This window comes from Microcystis sp. LE19-41.2A (assembly GCF_027530405.1).
GTDB lineage: Bacteria > Cyanobacteriota > Cyanobacteriia > Cyanobacteriales > Microcystaceae > Microcystis > Microcystis aeruginosa.
The window spans coordinates 1-4,786 of record NZ_JAPZQJ010000613.1 but is presented as its reverse complement, the minus strand read 5'-3'; the positions used below and the strand labels follow the sequence as shown (position 1 = coordinate 4,786).

Here is a 4,786-nt window from a genome sequence, read left to right as displayed (position 1 = left end):
ATGGAAATTTTTTCTTTCTTCCAGACATCGATAATTTTTTGGCGAAAATCTACGGAATAGGGTCTCATAGGAAGCTGGTAAGTTCTATTATTTGTCTATTTGCTTTCCATTGTACCTCATAGCTCCAAGAATTGCTATATTTATCAAAAAACTTTTCATGTCTTCTTGTGTTGGCAAATTTCCAGTCTTAGCTTGAAACCAGATTCCAACATCATCACTATTGCCCAAATTCAGATTTGATTGGCTAAGTTGATAGTTTTCCTCTTCAAGATCAGCAATTCTGGTTTTGAATGTCTCAAGATCAGCACGATATGTTTTAGATAACCTTACCGATTGTTCTACCAAAGTATTAAACTGCTGATTTGAAATTTCTCGGAATTTATCAATTCCATCAGTATCAGTATAAACTTCAAAAGACACTTCTGTCGCACTATTTGGTATAGGAAATTCCTGTGTCTTGTTGATGGTCGAAAGAGTATAAGTCTCAGTCTCAGTAGGTCGCTGACCAAGAAAGACGAAAATTGACTGCTTCAACTGGAACAGAGATTTAAATCCTGGGTTCAGCGTAGTAGTTGAAGTATTATTGGTTTCCACTACTTTGTTGCCATTGACATACCATGTAACGCTTAAATTAGTTGGAGGAGTTATCGCATCATTTTGCAAACCAACTTGCTCTTTATCAATTGAATCTCCAGGCAAGCCAATTACAGGACTTTGGTTATTAGGGTTAGTTATTTGTAAAGCTTTACCTAAAGGTAATGATACCGGTCCGCTGTAATTTCCACGAGTGTCACCAAAAGTTGCAATACTGCCAGAGAATTCATTGTTTAAAATTACACTCTGAGTTGAGCCGATGGAAGGATTGAGAACATTCCAAGCAGAAAAAAGGTAATTCTGTTGAGGTCCTACGGGTTGAAGAAATATGAGGATCTGGTTTGATGTTGGTTTACTTGTGTTATTCAAGAAATTGAGTTTTGTCGCCATTTTTTTAGTACCTCTGTGATTTTTTTAGTAAATGAACTAAGTATCTCTTGGTATAAGAGAAAAGAAACTGATCTACACCTTGAAGACGTTCTCAAGAATCCATTGCTGAATTTTTCGAGTTAGCCATAATGCCTTAAGCAAAATGTCTTGTCTTTTGGATTACAAGTGATTTGTTTAATCACCTTTGATACCAGAATAAGTTTTATTTTGAGTAATGGCAATCTCTAAAATTAATACTTTTCTAATAGGTTTTTTTGAGCAGAATATTAACTTTTATAGCAATTCCCATAGTTGTGAGGTACAGAGTCTTAGGTTTTGAGGAGTCAGGAGTCAGGAGTTAAGATTTTGGTGTACCTCATGAGATTGGGAAACGCTATATATTAGATTTATATTAGATTTATATTAGATTCAACGGGTCACTTTATGGTATGACTCCCTCATCCCTGAGAGTAGAACTAATGAATTAATCGGGCGACTAAAATCATCAAAACCCTTTTAACCTCTGACTTGTAGCGGTTTTAGGGGATGAAAAGAAGGCAGCAAAAAAGCGATCGCAATTCTTGAAAACAGACAGCGATCGCCTAACTTTTAACTATCACAAGCAACATTATTGGAGGGCTGATAATTCTTCCCGAAGAATACGGCGTAAATCGGACTGAGTGAGCGATCGCTCAGAAGGAGATTGGATATATTGTTTTAAAGCCTCATTAATTAGGGTTTGATAACCCATTCCTGCGGTTTCAGCCTGTTCTCGAAAATAAGCTAGAATCTCATCATCTAGATAAATGGTAATGCGTGTTTTTCCCTGAGAGGAAATGAGCGCCCCTCGTTTTCCTTTAGAAAAATCATATTCCTTTCTCATAAGTTTTTCTCTCTTGTTTTGTAGCACGACGAGCAGAAATCAAGCGAATGACTTCACCCCGCAAAGTATAAATAACCACTAATAGTGATCCCATGTTTCCCATCCCCACTGCAATAAAACGTTCTTCTGTTATACAATCGGGATCAAGATCATGAATAGCGAGGGGATCAAAAAACACCATTTCAGCTTCTGCAAAGGAAACACCGTGCTTTTGCCAGTTGGTTTTTGCTTTTCTGGGATCATATTCAAATGTCATACATACATTATATGTATCTTAGAAGGTTGAGTCAAGCTCAAAACCCCTTCAGAGTATCACACGGATCGCCTTACCTTCCCACTTAGAGGGGTATTCAGGGGGAATGACAACTGTGCCATGATGAAGAATCATTTTAAATTCAATCGCTTCCATTCGTTAAGTTTAATAAAGTGTTGTATCAAGTTTAACCCAATCAATCCATGGAGTTTTAGGGGATGAAAAAAAAGCAGCAAAAAAGCGATCGCTTTTTCCCAATCAAATATAATTTAGGTAGAAAATTGCCAAAAAACCTCTATGCTCAACGGGTACAAAATTATTGATGCTGATTCCCACGTCATTGAACCCCCCGCAATGTGGGGCCAATACCTAGACCCTAAATTTAGGGAATTTGCTCCTTCTGCTGACATGAAAATCAAAGGAGAACCGATTAGTCAAAAAATCTCCCCACAAGTCCAAGCAGAAGGGAATAAGCAGATGATGCAAGCTCATCCCCACGCTTATCTCAATCGCTATAACCCAGAGTCCCATGTTCAAGCAATGGTACAAATGGGGGTAGATAGGGCTTTTATTTATCCTACCTATGGACTGTGGTTATTTGCCATTGATAGCCTACCCGCCGAAGTGATGGGGGCTTTTGTCCGTGCCTATAATAGATGGTTATTAGAAGAATATTGTAGCTATGACCCGGCTAGACTGAAAGGAGTCGCTGCAGTCAATCAACACGATCCCGAAGACATGGTCAAAGAGCTACACCGCATGGCAAACTTGGGCTGGAAGGCGGTTTTTTTGCGCCCTAACCCTGTTAAAGGCAGAATTTTGAGCGATCCAGCCTATGAACCCTTTTGGACGGCCTGCGAGGATTTGGACATGGCTGTAGGAATTCATGAAGGCACTCATAGCCGCTTACCCACCACTGGTGCAGAGCGGTTTAATAGTCGGTTTGCGCTTCATGCTTGTTCTCACCCGATGGAACAAATGATGGCACTGTTAGCCTTAATTGAAGGGGGGGTTTTAGAACGTCATCGGAGGCTGAGGGTGGCGTTTCTAGAGTCAGGGTGTGGTTGGCTTCCCTATTGGTTATGGAAGCTTGACGAAGAATACAAAAATTTACATTGGGAAGTCCAAGATCGGGTAAAATTATTACCATCGGAGTATTTCCGCCGTCAATGTTACATTGCGGTAGAACCCTCCGAACCCTATTTACCTCAGATCATTGATTTTATCGGCTCTGACAACTTAATCTTCGGGTCTGATTATCCTCACATGGATCATCAGGCTGATGGAGTAAAAAAAGTCATAGGACTTGAAGACAACTTATCTGAGGAGATAGTCAAAAAAATCGTTTGGGAAAATCCTCAGCATTTTTACAGTTTAATTTAAGGTTTAAGGAGACAACCTAATGTTCGGAACTCGTAACTTATTTCATAAAGCTGCTCAAGTTAGTCTTGCCATAACTAATCCTCAAAATTCAGAGCCATCCTCTTCACCACATCTAGAATTTCTAAGTCGTATTTACCAACAATCGAAGCAAATTTCTCAAATCGTCACTTATATCTGGCGATGGGCTGACGACACAACCAATAGCCACAAAAAGGCTGTTGCTATTGAATTAAAAAAGTATTTTGATAACCCAACCACAAATCTCAAAGATATAGGTGGAAATTTAAAAGTATTGTTCCAAGCGACTCCTAAGAATTCTGGAAGTATAAATGACCCATCATATTTGCTGTGGGCCGTATTTGAAGAAGATTCAACGAACAATGAAAACTATATTTTCCCAATGTTTGATGAATTTGAATTAGGTACAACAGAAGCTGGACTAGGGTACTGGTTTGAAGTAAAAGTTGACGCTTTCCATGGTACTTTGGACGATCCAGATGGAAACGATCCCCATGTTTTTAAGTTTAATATTCCCTATCCTCCGCGCCCGTGTATTGGTGAGGCAACGGTCACTACGGAAGAATTACAAGCCTGGATTGAAAATAGAGAAAAATCCGAATATTTTGCAAAAAATCCTTATATTCCGACCACTTGCTGTTAATTATCTTCGGTGCGGATTAGGATGTTTTTGTGGTTGTTTATGTTTCTTCCGCAAGAATCCCCCGATAAATCGGGGGAGCTTCAAACAAAGTAGTAAGAGTTTCAGCCGACGGGTTAATCAGCCTTTCGGCTTATCCCGAACCTAAGTTGATTACAAAAAACTTATGAAAGATTCCCAAGAATTCTGGCAAAATTACCTGAGAGGATACTGTGAAGAGAAAAACCTGATACTTGATATTCCTGCTCACGGAATTCCCCTGCACGAAAAAAGTTGCGAAAATTTGCTCTTTACCCTCAAAAATAACAAATCAATCATTGTTTTTCAACCGACTTTGCCTGTTCTCTCAGAATTAGGTTTACCTAGTTATCCTATATTAGCTTATATATATCCGCATGAATTAAGTCAGGTTTATCAGCAATTAAAACCCAAAATTCCAATGATTTTAAGAGATAAAATTTTTGATGCTATTTCTTTAAGTTTAAGAAATAAAGTTAACTTAATATCTCAAATTGATATTGATGAACAACTAAGTACCTAGGCAAAATTAATTACATACTCGCCTCCAAAATTGTCCAGCACTTTTTTAACGTAAGCGAGGAGGCTCTTTCGGTCTTTATAGGCGCTAAATTCAATCCATTCATAT

Annotated in this window: 6 protein-coding genes and 1 pseudogene; 3 read left to right on the top strand and 4 right to left on the bottom strand. The window is 38.6% G+C overall.

The genetic code is table 11. The features are described from left to right. Positions 1-87 precede the first annotated feature (87 nt). The 3 genes from O9290_RS25435 to O9290_RS25425 all read right to left on the bottom strand — a co-directional run bounded on the left by O9290_RS25435 (position 88) and on the right by O9290_RS25425 (position 2,102). Positions 88-984 (bottom strand): hypothetical protein, encoded by an 897-nt coding sequence (locus O9290_RS25435; protein ID WP_288087662.1) that lies wholly within the window; start codon positions 982-984, stop codon positions 88-90. Positions 985-1,591: 607 nt separating this feature from the next. Continuing rightward, entirely contained in the window at positions 1,592-1,846 is a 255-nt protein-coding gene (locus tag O9290_RS25430) for a BrnA antitoxin family protein (RefSeq protein ID WP_002738362.1), read from the bottom strand. Beyond that, positions 1,830-2,102, bottom strand: a complete 273-nt coding sequence (locus O9290_RS25425) for a BrnT family toxin (protein ID WP_045357897.1) — start codon at positions 2,100-2,102, stop codon at positions 1,830-1,832. The genes O9290_RS25430 and O9290_RS25425 overlap by 17 nt, the downstream gene beginning before the upstream one ends. Before the next feature lie 294 nt (positions 2,103-2,396). On the opposite strand from O9290_RS25425, the gene O9290_RS25420 reads away from it, so the two are divergent. The 3 genes from O9290_RS25420 (at position 2,397) to O9290_RS25410 (ending at position 4,681) form a co-directional block, all read left to right on the top strand. After that, positions 2,397-3,482 carry an amidohydrolase family protein gene (locus O9290_RS25420; RefSeq protein ID WP_288057601.1) on the top strand — a complete coding sequence of 362 codons (1,086 nt, stop codon included), beginning with the start codon at positions 2,397-2,399 and terminating at the stop codon, positions 3,480-3,482. A gap of 19 nt (positions 3,483-3,501) precedes the next feature. Further along, a complete protein-coding gene (locus O9290_RS25415) occupies positions 3,502-4,143 on the top strand; it encodes a hypothetical protein (RefSeq protein WP_288057604.1) in 642 nt (213 codons plus the stop codon). Positions 4,144-4,306: 163 nt separating this feature from the next. Continuing rightward, positions 4,307-4,681, top strand: coding sequence for a hypothetical protein (locus O9290_RS25410; protein WP_288057607.1), 375 nt, complete (start codon positions 4,307-4,309; stop codon positions 4,679-4,681). Here the strand turns inward: O9290_RS25410 and O9290_RS25405 are convergent. Continuing rightward, positions 4,678-4,786 (bottom strand): annotated as a pseudogene (locus tag O9290_RS25405) (IS630-like element ISMae24 family transposase); the annotation flags it as partial. The gene O9290_RS25410 and the pseudogene O9290_RS25405 sit on opposite strands and share 4 nt — an antisense overlap.